13 protein-coding genes are annotated in these 13311 nt (G+C 33.4%); 11 read left to right on the forward strand and 2 right to left on the reverse strand.

Translation table 11 applies throughout. The features are described 5' to 3' along the window. Positions 1 to 45 precede the first annotated feature (45 nt). A complete protein-coding gene (locus CPHY_RS07930) occupies positions 46 to 1107 on the reverse strand; it encodes an IS1595-like element ISClph1 family transposase (RefSeq protein ID WP_012199551.1) in 1062 nt (353 codons plus the stop codon). A 517-nt stretch (positions 1108 to 1624) separates the two neighbouring features. Between CPHY_RS07930 and CPHY_RS07935 the strand changes: the two genes are divergently transcribed. The 4 genes from CPHY_RS07935 (at position 1625) to CPHY_RS20735 (ending at position 3828) form a co-directional block, all read left to right on the forward strand. Further along, complete coding sequence (locus CPHY_RS07935; RefSeq protein WP_012199552.1) at positions 1625 to 1888, forward strand: CD3324 family protein; 264 nt, start codon at positions 1625 to 1627, stop codon at positions 1886 to 1888. A gap of 299 nt (positions 1889 to 2187) precedes the next feature. Beyond that, positions 2188 to 2724, forward strand: coding sequence for a hypothetical protein (locus CPHY_RS07940; RefSeq protein ID WP_012199553.1), 537 nt, complete (start codon positions 2188 to 2190; stop codon positions 2722 to 2724). Between the two features lie 56 nt (positions 2725 to 2780). Next, the gene (locus tag CPHY_RS07945) at positions 2781 to 3077 is read left to right on the forward strand and encodes a GNAT family N-acetyltransferase (protein ID WP_012199554.1); all 297 of its coding nucleotides are present in this window, start codon (positions 2781 to 2783) and stop codon (positions 3075 to 3077) included. A 292-nt stretch (positions 3078 to 3369) separates the two neighbouring features. Next, positions 3370 to 3828, forward strand: coding sequence for a GNAT family N-acetyltransferase (locus tag CPHY_RS20735; protein WP_012199555.1), 459 nt, complete (start codon positions 3370 to 3372; stop codon positions 3826 to 3828). 322 nt (positions 3829 to 4150) lie between these two features. Here CPHY_RS20735 and CPHY_RS07955 read toward each other — a convergent pair whose 3' ends face one another. Next, the gene (locus CPHY_RS07955) at positions 4151 to 5005 is read right to left on the reverse strand and encodes an AraC family transcriptional regulator (protein WP_012199556.1); all 855 of its coding nucleotides are present in this window, start codon (positions 5003 to 5005) and stop codon (positions 4151 to 4153) included. Between the two features lie 258 nt (positions 5006 to 5263). Here CPHY_RS07955 and CPHY_RS07960 point away from each other — a divergent pair, with 258 nt between their 5' ends. The 7 genes from CPHY_RS07960 (at position 5264) to argS (ending at position 13287) form a co-directional block, all read left to right on the forward strand. Continuing rightward, positions 5264 to 6583 carry an ABC transporter substrate-binding protein gene (locus CPHY_RS07960; protein ID WP_012199557.1) on the forward strand — a complete coding sequence of 440 codons (1320 nt, stop codon included), beginning with the start codon at positions 5264 to 5266 and terminating at the stop codon, positions 6581 to 6583. A gap of 93 nt (positions 6584 to 6676) precedes the next feature. Next, positions 6677 to 7564, forward strand: a complete 888-nt coding sequence (locus CPHY_RS07965; protein WP_012199558.1) for a carbohydrate ABC transporter permease — start codon at positions 6677 to 6679, stop codon at positions 7562 to 7564. A gap of 10 nt (positions 7565 to 7574) precedes the next feature. After that, complete coding sequence (locus tag CPHY_RS07970) at positions 7575 to 8402, forward strand: carbohydrate ABC transporter permease (RefSeq protein ID WP_012199559.1); 828 nt, start codon at positions 7575 to 7577, stop codon at positions 8400 to 8402. A gap of 139 nt (positions 8403 to 8541) precedes the next feature. Beyond that, a complete protein-coding gene (locus CPHY_RS07975) occupies positions 8542 to 8883 on the forward strand; it encodes an iron chaperone (RefSeq protein ID WP_012199560.1) in 342 nt (113 codons plus the stop codon). Between the two features lie 125 nt (positions 8884 to 9008). After that, positions 9009 to 9611 (forward strand): FAD-dependent oxidoreductase, encoded by a 603-nt coding sequence (locus CPHY_RS07980; protein WP_278183993.1) that lies wholly within the window; start codon positions 9009 to 9011, stop codon positions 9609 to 9611. 346 nt (positions 9612 to 9957) lie between these two features. Next, a complete protein-coding gene (locus CPHY_RS07985; RefSeq protein ID WP_012199562.1) occupies positions 9958 to 11061 on the forward strand; it encodes an endonuclease/exonuclease/phosphatase family protein in 1104 nt (367 codons plus the stop codon). Positions 11062 to 11412: 351 nt separating this feature from the next. Beyond that, positions 11413 to 13287: an arginine--tRNA ligase gene (gene argS, locus CPHY_RS07990; RefSeq protein WP_012199563.1), complete on the forward strand. Its 1875-nt coding sequence runs from the start codon at positions 11413 to 11415 to the stop codon at positions 13285 to 13287. The last annotated feature ends 24 nt before the right edge of the window (positions 13288 to 13311 follow it).

Genomic DNA, 13311 nt, shown 5'->3' on the forward strand with positions numbered 1-13311 from the left:
TATCCATTAGTTTAATAATTCTTCTATATTTAAAATAACTCAAATTCAGATATTTAATGGTATTGATGGACGCATTGACAATTGTCTGAAGTGAAAAGAAAGAATACTTGTCATTGCTTTAGCTAAGAGCAAATCAGCTTTTTCAAGTTGTGTATGACCTTTTAAGTCAAACCAAGTATGCCATACAAGATAGTTGTTAAGGTATTTTGTAGCCACACCATTAAATTTATCCATGAACTTCTTAAGCTTTGTATGATAATTATTGATTCTTTGAATATTGTAAATTCCCTTTTTCTCTTTACCTGATTTTAGCTGAATTAACTGAATATTTTTACTTTTAGCAAATCTAACATAAGCATTCATTTTATCCGTACAAAGAGTTGATTCAGAACAGATTTTTCCATCATAAACAGCATGTAAATTCTTAGTTGCTATCCTTCCTAATGATGCTATTTTACCATAAGAATGACCTTTTCGGTCAATAGCACATGGGACACAGACCTGCTCTTTTGATAATCCTCTTTTATGTGCTAAACCACCACGTTTGCGAGCTTCTCTCGGTATTTTAAAGGAACTTCTCTTATGATTGCCTTTATATGAAACACGAAAAAAGGTTTCATCTGCTTCTATAATACCATCCAATCTTGTTTTTTCAGCAGGTTGCTGGAGGGCATCCAGGAGTTTATGTCTCCATGCAAAAGCTGTATTTCGGTGAATACCACAAATATTCGCAGATTTACGTACAGAAAAACCATTCAACATACATTTAGTGAATGATTCCCAAATACTAAGATTCTTGCGTGTTCCAGATGCAACTGAGTTAGATAATACAGTAAAGGATTTTCCACAGTCCTTACAGACATAACGTTGTTTATCAATGGTTTTGTTTCCGTCTTTATCAGTTTTGTAAATATGACCATTTCTTGAAATATGACCAATACAACCGCAATGGGGGCATACGAATCCAGACGTAAAGCGTTCATCTTTGACAAATTGCTCAAAATCGTTATCAATAGGTAGTTGATATGAAATCATTGAGTATAGCTTTTTCTGTTCTTGTGGTGAAAGCTGAGTATACAGTGTAAAAACGTCTTTAATATCTGGCATATAATATCCCTCCTTTTACAGTTTATAAGGGTATTATAACACACTAAAAAGAACTTACAAACTAATGTTCTGAATATCAACAAAATGTTGTGACAGAGCCAAAAAATTAAAGAAAGGAGCATCGCAAAATAGCAATTTCATAGCTATTAAGCGATGCTTCTCTAGTTTATAAGGTGAATGTTAAAGGATGCGCCGCATCCCCTAAACCTTCTTTTTGGGACTATCGAATTATTCTATCCAAAGTAATTGAATATATTTTTTCAACCCCTTTAATTATGTTGACGAGTTATGTCTCGTGTTGTAGTATTTAATTAAGATCATGATTAAATTTAAGGTGGTGATTAATATGAGTATTAGAATTCGTTTGAGAAATAGTCTTGACCAAGCTTTATCCCATGCAGAGTAAGCGATAGATCTTTTCTGTATGGGATAATAAGAAATATCTGCGAAGCTCTGCACTTTATGAATAAAAAGGAGAGACTTAATTCTCTAATTATATTGATAAGGAGCGGATATTTTGAAGTACATAAATGCAGCAGAAATATTACCAGATAATCTCTTAAATGAAATCCAAAGATATGTGAATGGAGAAGTTTTGTATATCCCCAGTGTTAAAAAGGAAATAAAATGGGGAGAAAGAAATGGTACAAGACAATACTTTGAGAGTCGAAACCGAGTGATAAAGCAAAAGTTTCAGATTGGTATTACAATCGAACAGCTAGCAGAAGAATTTGGATTAGCATACGAGACGGTGAGAAAAATAGTTTATAGAATGGACTAAGTAAGATCTTTATAATAACAAATTTCCTTTATAAAATGAGAACAATTGGATCGATTTGATAGTATAGCAGCCTTTGGAATTTATTGAAAGGGGTAGTTTCTATTATCCACCAAGTTGTTCTCGTTTTTTATGGATTGTTTCTTAAACATTTAGCTCTCTTGTGCTGAAAAACAAGATAAAAGATTAAAGTAATCTTGTGGGGTAGAATAATTATAAAAAAGGTCGGAATACTCAATTGGTTCGGTATGAACTATAATGAAATAGACTAGAAATATTAAGAGTATTTAGGAGGTATCGCTATGTCTATTAATTTTAGAAACTATACAAATCAAGCTGGTATTACTCAGGATTATTATTTGGTGAGGAATTTTTTCATTAAACTTGGATATTGTGAGTTTACTTATGTAAGGTGGGATTGGATGGCTACCCACGGATATCTGGATCGAACCTCTGTGGGTAACATAGGATTATGGTGTGAGGATAGTGAGGTTGTGGGTGTTGCAACTTTTGATTGCTCCTTAGGTAGCGCTTTCTGCTTAACATTACCGGAGTATGCTTATTTAAAGAAAGAAATGTTATTATACTCTGAAGAGAAACTATCAAAGGAAGGTAAATTTGAAATTGTTATACAAGATAAGGATAAAGAATTTCAAGAGATTGCAGCGATATTAGGTTATGTGGCTTCAGAAAACAGGGAGCTCGATTCAATATTCTACATTGAGCAAACATCTACAGACTATCAGCTTCCTGAAGGTTTTAGAATCACCACCATGCAGGATACTTTTGACTTAAAACAATATGGAAGGGTTTATGGAAAGGGTTTAATCATGAGTTAAATGGGGAGGGTGAATATAAGTTTACGAAGGAACTTGAATTACAAGGAAATAAAGAAATGTTACGTCCTAATGTGGATTTAGATTTAAAGGTAGCAGTTGTAGCACCAAATGGTAATTTTGTTTCTTATTGTGGTATGTGGTTTGATAAAGAGGCAGGATATGCAGTCATCGAACCTGTAGCTACAGATCCCCAATATCGAAAGATGGGGTTAGGCAAGGCAGCGGTTCTAGAAGGAATACGACGTGTTGGAGAAAAAGGTGCAAAAACTGCATTGGTCGGTTCTTCTCAACAATTCTATTATAGTATTGGTTTACGTCCTTATGCTTCGTCTACTTTATGGAGAAAAAAATAGTAAGATAAGTTATACACCGGCTGCCTATCGAAAGAAAACCAGGCCTCTTAAGCTTCCGATTCGTTTGAATGGAATGAGTCAGTTTGTCGGGATTATCAGCGACATATTCCTGAAATATTAGGTTATCAAGTATTACGTCCTGTAAAGAAAATTAATATTTGAAAAAATAAAAAAATAAATAATCTATAGAATGCCCTCATATATATGTAAAATAATGGTGTATTAATCCTATTCACTAAATTATAATAAACGAAACTTTGATAGTAAATTATGTTATGTAGGGGGTATTAAGATGTTAAGTAACAGAAAGATGAACCTTACTGAATTTGATGAAATGATGAAGTTAACATTTGAATTAATTAAAAGTCATTCAGACATAAAAGATTCAGAACAGGTAGACTGGAAAGGGCAGGTACACGATTTATTACCAGATGGGTTAGAGAGCGAAGGAAATTACTTCTATACCTTTTTTGATGAGACGGATAGTATTGTTGGATATGCTTGGTGTGTGGATAAAGAAGAGAATCTTCGACTAATCGCATACATTGGTGTTAAAAAGGAATATCAACGTAAAGGTTATGGTCTAGAAATCATGAGAACAGTTTGTGACTATGCCAAACAGGATGGAATCAATAAGATGGTATTAGGTGTTGAAAAAAATAACTTACCAGCTTATCAGTTGTATTTGAAAGAAGGATTTAATGTAGAAGGTGAAGAAGATATCCGATATATAATGATGAAGGAATTATAATCCTCTTATCAAAATTATTACTCAATAAATTAATTCATTTCCCTAATTAATTATATGAGGGAAAGCAGAATTAGTCATCTTTAACAATGAGATTGAAATCAAGAAGTTATTGTTCGAGTCGAATGGATAAAGACAAATTAATAGCATTAGAAGAATCACCAGCAAAGTACTGTTCTTTGTTGGTGATTCTTTTTATACATAATAAGAGAAAGCTCGTGATGAGTAATTTTATAGATCATTCTAGTAATTCTATAAATACATCGTGACTATTTTCTAGAATATATTAATAACAAAATAATAGAAAACAGCAATTATAGTTTTACTATGTTGTATACATCATCTTAAACTCCGTAGGAGTGCAATTCTTAACAATCTTAAACATCCGTATAAAAGAAGATAGGCTACTAAAGCCACATTGCAATGCAACTTCGGTGATGGTAAGTTCATCATTCATTAAAAGGCTTTCTGCATAAGCAATTCTTTTATTATTAAGATATCGATAAAAGGATACATTGGTAAATTGTTTGAATAACCGGCTGAAGTGGTATTTGCTAAATCCAGAAAGATCTGAAATTTCATCAAGAGTTAAATTTTCACCGCAATGTTCATTTATGTAATTGCAAATAAATAAAAATCTCTCTGTATATTCGCGCTGTTTTGAATTTTTATTCCGAAAGTGTGCGTTTGGAGAGTAATTTCGTCCTATTAGAACAAATATTTCGATTAATTTGGAGTAGATGGAAGCCTCACTAAGAGTCGCTTCAGCAAAATATTCTTCTTTGATGGAAAGTAATAATTGACGGATTTTAACATGTGCAGATGGGGACTCTTCGGCTGTTATAAGAAGGGCTGGAGCAATGAAGGATAAAGTCGTTTCTAATTCCCTCATCCCATAAAGCAGTGTAACATCCGCTTGAAAGATAAGGCGTTCCCCCATAGGCGGAGCTTCCATGCTGTGTACTACTCCTGGATTTATGATTAGAATGTCACCTTCCCTTAGACAAAATACTGTTTTTGAACAGGCTACATGGTAATCGCTTTTCGTTGGCATTATAATTTCAAGAGGTATATGCCAATGACTCGGGTAGTTTTCGCATTCGTCATTCACATAGAGTCGCAATTTCGTATTGATCTTAAAGTTTACAATCTCTTTCATCCCATGTAATGTTTCTATCATGAATCAACCTATCCTCCATTTCGCAAATCGAGTCTTGTTAATAGATACCATATATTTACATATAAGATTATAACAATTTTAAATTAAATTACAATCATATATGGGAAAAAATAGCAAGATTTCGTAGTTAAAAAGCAATTATTCGGATGAAAGGAATGTCTCAATTTGATATAGTAAAATCACAAAAAGACATACATATTATGGAAAATATTTATACAATATTCCTAAAATATGTTGATTCTAGGAGGTAGGGTATCTATGTTAAAGAGGAAAATATCAGCACTAGTTCTTGTCGCAGCAATGACTTTTAGTTTACTAGCAGGATGTGGGAATAAATCTTCGGATACTTCCACAAACAAAACGGATGGGGTAGTTGAAATTAAGTGGATGTTTTGGGATGACTTATCGGCCACTCAGGACTTAATTACAAAAGGATACGCACAAGTAATTGAACGTTTTAATGAACAATATGCTGGAAGATATCACTGTACACCGATTACTACAAATCTAGAGGAATATGATACGAAATTAAATGCATTAGTTGCTGCCAATAATTGTCCGGATGTATTTATCTGTAATCCAGGACCTAATTTAACGCAGTATGTGGAAAGTGGGACAGCAGCGGATCTAACGGATATTTTAAAGAAAAACGAATCAAAGTGGTATGAATCCTTTACAGAAGGTATTTTCGAGAGAATGACATACGATGGAAAAATTTATGCAGTTCCAACAAACTTTGCAGCAGCTTTAGTTTTTTATAATACAGAGATATTTGGAAAAACAGGGGCTTCTGTTCCAACAACATTTACGGAGTGGATTGCTACCTGCAAAAAGATTCAAGATGCTGGATACACACCAATTTCTTGCTCAGCTGGTACCGCTTGGTGCTTATCGATGATTGCAGGCTATCTTTGTGATAGAGCTGGTGGACCAGATAATTTAATTGGAGTAAATACGGGCACTTTAGATTGGACGAGTGAATCTTTTCTAAATGCTGGTGAAAAGTTAGTTGAATTATCAAAGTATTTTCAAAAAACAGCAGCAGGAGATTCGAATGATCAAGCAACTGCAGGTTTTTATAACGGCGAAGCTGCCATGTTAGTACAGGGATCTTGGGCAATTGGCCAGATTAATGGTAACAATCCTGAGATGGAGCCAAAGTGTGGAGTATTTTCTTTCCCAGCAATCGAAGGTGGGGCTGATCCTAATCGTATGATTGTTAAAACGGATAATCTGGTTATGAGTTCAAAAACGAAAAATCAGGACGCTTGTATAGCTCTTATGAAATGTTTTACAGACGAAACAGCACAGAAGTATACTGCCGAAGTTGGCGGAAAGATTCCAATTATTAAGGTTGATTTCGATAAAGAAAAAGCACCAGCACAGCTTAGTTATGTTATGGATATCTTAACAAAATCGACTGGTACCCTTGGTTTTTATAATGAATCTTTAGCATCTGTAGAGGCAGGGGATACATTCGATAATTCTATGGTTGACCTATTCCTCGGAAGTATTTCGGTAAATGAAGCATTCCAAAATGTTCAGGATTTCTATAAAGAGCATGTATGGAAAAAGTAAGATAATGGGAAGGCTGGGCTGTCGCGCTAGTGACAGCCCAACTTGGTAAAAAAATTAAGGCAGTTTACTTTTTTCAGATTAGGGGGGAATTGTTTGGATAAAATCTTTCGAAATAAGTTAGCTATCATTTTATTTATAACACCTGCATTACTTTTGTTTACAGCAATCCTATTGATCCCAATATGCCAGTCTTTCTATTATTCCCTATGTGATTGGAATGCGTTAACGTCACCTAAATTTGTTGCTTTCGATAATTTTAAGCGACTCTTTTTAAAAGATAAGATTATGAGGACTGCCCTTAAAAATTCTTTATTTTTTATGTTTTTTTCTGCTATTACGCAGCAGATATTGGGACTTATCCTTGCAGGAATATTAACTAATCTTAAGAGAGGTAGAAATCTATTTAAGAATATTTACTATCTACCGGCAGTACTGTCTTCCGCTGCACTTGGGTTGTTATGGTCTTTTCTTTTTAACCCGAAAATGGGTATTAACCAAATTCTATCTTATTTTGGAGTGGAAGGTCCACTTTGGTTAATGGACACGAAAGGGTTTATTATTTTACCAATGTGGGTTATTGCCTTTGTTGCCTTATGGCAGTATACAGGTACAACAATGATGCTTTACATGGCTCAGATTTCTGGAATATCGAAATCACTTTATGAAGCTTCCTACATAGATGGTGCAAGTAAATTTAAAAGTTTCTTTACTATCACCTTACCTTTAATAAAACCAATGGTAGCAACAACACTTTCTCTGAACTGTATTGGTTCCTTGAAGTTCTTTGATTTAGTTTATAATATGACGCAAGGCGGGCCGAATCATAGAACAGACGTCTTAGCAACACATTTATATAATGAGGGCTTTCAATACTTTAAATATGGTTATGCCAATGCGATTGGAGTAGTTCTCTTATTGATGTGTCTCATTGTAACAGTTGTAATTAACCGAAGTATAAAAGTAAAGAATTATGAGATGTAGGAGGTGTATGATGAAACGATTAAAATTTAGTAATATCATCATCTATCTATTTCTATCTGTCTTTGCATTATTGTATGTTGTACCATTTTTGTGGATGATTTCAGTATCCTTTAAAACCAATGCAGAGGTTTTTACCAATCCTTTTAAATTACCTCAAGTATTTCAATGGAACAATTATTATGTTGCTTGGAATAGTGGTAAGTTAGGTGTAGCAACATTAAATTCAATTATTGTATGTTTGATAACGTTACTTGCAAGTATGTTCATTGGTTCTATGGCTGCATTTGCAATTGCTAGAATGAGATGGAAATTAGCAAGACCAGCGATGACATATTTCCTTATTGGTATGATGATACCAGTTCATTGCGTTTTAATACCGTTGTTTATCCAGTTCTCAAAATTGAATTTAACAAATCATTTATTAGGATTAATTTTACCGTATATCACATTCTCTTTGCCAATGACAATTTTTATCATGACAAACTTTTTTAGAGGGATGTCATCCGAATTGTTTGAAGCGGCATGTATTGATGGTTGCTCTATCTATCGGTGCTTTTTTCATATTGCATTGCCACTTGCAAGAACTGGATTATTTGTTACTGGATTAATGACGTTTGTGAACAACTGGAATGAACTCTTAATGGCTATGGTATTTATTTCTGACGTACAAAAAAAGACTCTGCCAGTAACCTTAACTTATTTCGTTGGTCCGTATGCAACCAATTATGTTCAGATGTTTGCAGCGATTGTTATTGCAATAGCACCGTCCATTCTAATCTATTGTTGTTTTAGTAATCAAATCGTAGATGGCTTGACACAAGGAGCAATTAAGGGGTAAATTCTCAAAATCTGAATCAAATAAATCCATACTACATAATTAATTCATTTCATTAAGGAAAATTATAAGAAGAAATAACTATACTTTTATGATAAAATAGATTTAAATCGAAATGAATTACGTTAGGAGAGAGAAATAGATGAATGAGATTGATCAGTATATTCTTCAGTATCCATTGGAGCTTCAACATAAATTACAAGAGATAAGAAATATTATAAAAGAAGCAGCACCGGAAGCTACAGAGAAGATAAGTTGGAGAATGCCTACCTTTTATTTGAATGGTAACTTAGTACATTTTGCTTTGCATAAAGCGCATATTGGTTTTTATCCTGGGGCAGAAGGGGTGGAACAATTTAAACATAAGCTTGGTGACTATAAATATTCAAAAGGAGCAATACAATTTCCGCTTAGCAAACCGCTTCCAAAAGAGCTGATTACTGAAATTGTAAAGTTTCGAGTGGTAGAAAATAATAACAAATAGGCTACTTATATGTTCGGATAGAGGAATAGTATTTTTTTCTGTAAGGAGATAAACTTCTTATGGAAAAAACATACCATTCTTCTTTTTTGTATTATTTTATAAATGTATAAATTAAAGATGACCGAATATTAAATACTCCATTTGATAAAGAGATTACAGACCTAATGGAGGAAGAACTAACATCACAAGGTGTTCACCTATATCTAAATTCTGCAGTAACTGAAATTACAGAAAATAATGAAGTAAAAGCAATTGTGAATGGAAGTAAATTCATTCCTGTAGATATTGTTGTGATTGCGATTGGGGTACGGCCAAATACTGCGTTTTTAAAAGATACTGGAATAGAGATGTTACCAAATGGGGCGATTATTATAGATGAATATGGAAGAACAACGGTAAGAGATCTCTATTCTGCAGGAGATTGTGCAACGGTACCTCATCAGCTATTAAAAAAACCTGCATACATTCCATTAGCAACTAGTGCGAATAAGCTTGGAAGATTAGTTGGAGAAAATATGAGTGGCGCTATGACCGCTTATCAAAAAACTTTAGGAACAATTTGTATTAAGGTATTAGATTTAGAAGCTGGTGCTACAGGACTTACAGAAGAACAAGCCAAAAAACTTGGTATTAATTACGGCACTGCATTTGTTAACGATATGAATCAAGCAGGTTATTATCCAGGGCAGGAAAGCCCAAAAGAAAGGAATTGGGTCTTTTTATCTTAATTATATATCGTTACAATCAATGGTTACAAAGAAACCAATATACCTTAAAGTATTTAAATCTAATCCTGCACGGAACTTATATAGACGCTTTGGTTTTGAAACTTATGAAGAGACAGAATCGCATCATCTAATGGTTTTTAAACCATAGCAATTGTAAGGCTATGGTGGTTAAGTTTACATAGTTCATTTGTATTTATTAAAATCTAAGTATTTTGTTATTCCTGTCTTAGAAAGTAAGATAATTTAGACATGTACTTGATTTACGTTTACGTATTTTGTATTATCGATTATAATTAATATAATGGTTAATCCAAATACATAACATTGGGAGGATGAATTATTCCATATGAGAATAGGAAGAATATTAAAAATAGTGAGCATAGTACTTGGTGTTATTTTCGTTGTGATTTTAAGTTATGTTGCTTATGTATTCCTGACTTATCATAGAATTGATGATAATCAAATATTAGAAAGTTATACAAAAGGCGAGGTTAAAAAGCAGGAAGTGTCTCTTAATACTGAGTATTCAATTTTAACCTATAACATTGGTTTCGGTGCTTATTCTTCTGACTATAGTTTCTTTATGGATGGAGGAAAATTTTCCAGAGCATATAATAAGCAAGCAGCTATCGATAATATCAATGGCAGTATCAAGGTTGTCAAGAGCAAGGATACAGACTTTGTATTCATACAGGAAGTCGATCTTAAGGCTACTAGAAGTTATGGAGTGAATGAGAACGAGATGATTCTTGATGCATTTCAGGATATCTCTTCAGCATTTGCAGTTAACTACGATTCTCCTTATTTAATGTATCCAATATTAGAGCCACATGGGAAGTCAAAAGCAGGGATAAGTACAATATCTAAGTTTCGAATCATAGATTCAGTAAGACGCAGTTTACCGATTGATACTTCAGTTTATAAACTTATTGATTTAGACAGATGCTATACAATATCAAGAATTAAGGTGGAGAACGGAAAATACCTATGTCTTTATAATGTACATCTTTCGGCATATACTAAAGATGAAAGTATTGTAAAAAACCAGATAAAGATGTTAAGCGAGGACATGAAGAGTGATTTTGAGGAGGGTAATTATATTATCTGTGGAGGTGATTTTAACCAAGATCTATTAGGTGATTCTCCATCCATCTTTCACACTCCTACTTTGGAAGAGAATTGGGCAAAGCCATTTCCATCTCTTCTACTTCCATCCGGTATTACAGTTGCATATGATCTATTAAGTGATGAATTGAGAGGGAAGTTAACTCCTTCTTGCCGTAATGCGGATTCTCCATATATCAAAGAAACTTCTTTTGTTACAATGGTAGATGGTTTTTTAATCTCTACTAATGTACAGCTAAATAGTATAGAAACAATTGACAATGGCTTTTTATACTCGGATCATAATCCAGTGATAATGAAGTTTCAGTTGATGCCTGTTAAGTAGTAAATTTTAAATATCATCGAATCCACAATCATACAACAAATTCACATGAATACAATTTCTTTGCAAGAAAAAGTATAATGTGCTAGAATAACTAAAATATTTGGAAAGGAATGGCTATTATGTTAATAGGATTTTGCAATAGCTTAAGACGTAGAAGCAGACGTAGGCTCTTGTAACGAAGCGTAAGAAACGCATAGTTGCAAGAAAGGTACGTCTTGTTTCTATGCGGTCCTGTTACTATTAGACTTATCATCAGAACCGTATTAGATTTTGCTATGATAGCAATCTTTTATGGTTCTTTTTTTATTCTTTTTTAGGAAATATTGCAAGATTATATTAGGAGGTTCAGAGATGAAAGGTGTATTAAGTGATTTGATTTATGAAAGTTGTCAAGAAATGATGAAAGAGATTACAAATGTAGAGAAAACAAAAGAAGGAAAAATAAAAGGAAAGAAAGCAAAAGATTTGACAATAAAAGAATGGAAAACAAATAAAGGAATAGTAGAAGAAGAGATAGATAAAGAAGAGATAGATAAAGAAGAGATAGATAAAGAAGAGATAGATAAAGAGAGGTTTACAAAAGATCAAATCAAAAATCTTTTAGAGGTTCCTTCAAATCAGATATATGGTGATTATTCTTTACCATGCTTTTACTTTACCAAAATATTTAAAATGGCACCAAAGTTAATTGCAGAAGTTATAAAAGAGAAAATTAAAATGATGGATACGGAAGGCATATTAAAGAATTTAGAAGTCGTGAATGGATTTTTAAACCTATATCTGAATAAGGAAAACCATATAAAAAAGCTTTTATTCGAAGGAAGGAAAGAGGATTTTGGATGTGGAAAGGCTGGGCTTGCCCAGACTGTGTGTATAGATTATTCTTCTCCAAATATCGCAAAGAATTTTCATGTTGGGCACCTTCGTACAACTCTAATAGGAAATTCGTTATACCATATCTATAAAAAGCTTGGTTATCAAGTAATCAGGATTAATCACCTTGGGGATTGGGGTACACAGTTTGGAAAGCTTATTGTAGCATATCAAAAGTGGAGTAACAAAGAAGCTGTCGAAGAAAAAGGTATTGAAGAATTGCTCCGTATTTATATAAAGTTTAGTAAAGAATCAGAGCAAAATCTTGAGCTTGAGGAGGAAGCTCGTTCCTGGTTTGTGAAGATGGAACAGGGAGAAAAAGAAGCTCTTACTATATGGAAATGGTTTAAAGAAATTAGCATGATAGAGTTCGAACGAATTTATGATTTGTTAGGAGTTTCCTTTGACTATTATACTGGCGAAAGTTTTTATATGGATAAAGTTCCAGATCTAGTTCGTGAACTAATGGAGAAGCACTTATTAAGTGAAAGTGAAGGAGCTAAGATTGTTGACTTAAATCAGTTTGATATGCCACCATGTATGATTATTAAAAAGGACGGTAGTTCGATATATCATTCAAGGGATCTTGCTGCAGTTCTTTATCGGAAGAAACAATATCAATTTGATAAGTGTATCTATGTAACTGGACAGGAGCAGAAATTACACTTTGAACAAGTTTTTAAAGTTATTGAGCTTATGGGTTATGAATGGAGCCAAAATCTAATTCATGTTCCATATGGATTGGTTCGCTTACAAGGTGTTAAATTATCTTCACGAACTGGGAATATTGTTTATGCAGAAGATATTTTAACAGAAGCAATAAAAAGAGCTTTAGAGCTAATTCATCAAAAAAATCCAAATCTTGATCAACCAAAAGAAGTTGCAAGAAAAATTGGAATTGGTGCAATAATTTTTCATGATTTGTTTCATCAACGAATGAAAGATGTGGATTTTTCGTGGGAGGATGTATTAAGCTTTGAAGGTACGACAGGTCCATATGTTCAGTACACTTACGCAAGGGCAAAAAGCATTTTGAAAAAGGCAGAAAACAAACCTAAGATAGACGAGGTAGACGTATCCTTACTAAGCGATGTTACCACTTATTCGCTACTAAAAATAATATCAGAGTACAAAGAATCTATATATGAGGCAGCAAACCGATTTGAACCCTCTGTGATTGCTCGATATACGATTTTATTATCCACAGCTTTTAATAAGTTTTACCATGAGTGCAATATTCTAAATGCAGATGAAAACTTAAGGGATGCGCGTTTGATTGTTGTAGACCTTACACAAGAAATTACTAAAGATGCTATGGGATTATTGGGTATTGAATGTCCAGAAGAAATGTAGAGTTTGACACTTTTGACAGGTTTG

It is taken from the genome of Lachnoclostridium phytofermentans ISDg, assembly GCF_000018685.1.
Lineage (GTDB): Bacteria > Bacillota > Clostridia > Lachnospirales > Lachnospiraceae > Lachnoclostridium > Lachnoclostridium phytofermentans.

Excerpts from the sequence above, each read along its gene's own strand:
- CPHY_RS07930 (WP_012199551.1), bottom strand. The coding sequence starts at position 1,107 with ATGCCAGATATTAAAGACGTTTTTACACTGTATACTCAGCTTTCACCA.
- CPHY_RS07940 (WP_012199553.1), top strand. The coding sequence starts at position 2,188 with ATGTCTATTAATTTTAGAAACTATACAAATCAAGCTGGTATTACTCAG.
- CPHY_RS07945 (WP_012199554.1), top strand. The coding sequence starts at position 2,781 with ATGTTACGTCCTAATGTGGATTTAGATTTAAAGGTAGCAGTTGTAGCA.
- CPHY_RS20735 (WP_012199555.1), top strand. The coding sequence starts at position 3,370 with ATGTTAAGTAACAGAAAGATGAACCTTACTGAATTTGATGAAATGATG.
- CPHY_RS07955 (WP_012199556.1), bottom strand. The coding sequence starts at position 5,005 with ATGATAGAAACATTACATGGGATGAAAGAGATTGTAAACTTTAAGATC.
- CPHY_RS07960 (WP_012199557.1), top strand. The coding sequence starts at position 5,264 with ATGTTAAAGAGGAAAATATCAGCACTAGTTCTTGTCGCAGCAATGACT.
- CPHY_RS07970 (WP_012199559.1), top strand. The coding sequence starts at position 7,575 with ATGAAACGATTAAAATTTAGTAATATCATCATCTATCTATTTCTATCT.
- CPHY_RS07975 (WP_012199560.1), top strand. The coding sequence starts at position 8,542 with ATGAATGAGATTGATCAGTATATTCTTCAGTATCCATTGGAGCTTCAA.
- CPHY_RS07985 (WP_012199562.1), top strand. The coding sequence starts at position 9,958 with ATGAGAATAGGAAGAATATTAAAAATAGTGAGCATAGTACTTGGTGTT.
- argS (WP_012199563.1), top strand. The coding sequence starts at position 11,413 with ATGAAAGGTGTATTAAGTGATTTGATTTATGAAAGTTGTCAAGAAATG.